We start from the raw sequence: 517 nt of genomic DNA on the forward strand, positions 1-517 counted from the left end.
TATGAGTTTGTCAGTCTTTATGTAAATGAAAATCTTATCCATCAATATCGACAGTAAAACGCAAGACGTCTTATTTAAATAATTATTACATGATTGGTATTACTACTGATAAAATCAAGATGAAAAAAATTTTTAAAAATTTTTAATTTTAGTAATTATCTAACTTTATTCTGTGATTTTAGAAATATTAAATATATTTTTATAGGAGGAAAAATGAACAACAACAATTATAATACCGACATATCAAATGAATTAAAGTTACTTCTTGAAATCATAAAAGAAAACTATGATGAAAGAGAATTACTAAAGTACTATTTAAGTACAGATATAGATTGGGGAATCTTTTTACGGTTAGCGAAACATCACCGTGTTTATCCATTTATCTATCCAAAATTAAGTAATGGATTTCAAAACGTGATTCCTACTAGTGTTATTCAAAACCTCAACCATCAATATAAAAAAAATATATTTAATATGTTGCTATTAAGTGGAGAAATGGAAAAAATAAGTGAATTGT

Annotated in this window: 1 protein-coding gene; it reads left to right on the forward strand. The window is 24.2% G+C overall.

Translation table 11 applies throughout. The features are described 5' to 3' along the window. Window positions 1-213: 213 nt before the first annotated feature. On the forward strand, window positions 214-517 hold a 304-nt coding region (locus V7014_RS22520; RefSeq protein ID WP_335510545.1), incomplete at its 3' end, for a nucleotidyltransferase family protein.

Source organism: Bacillus sp. JJ722, assembly GCF_036963345.1.
GTDB lineage: Bacteria > Bacillota > Bacilli > Bacillales > DSM-1321 > Bacillus_AD.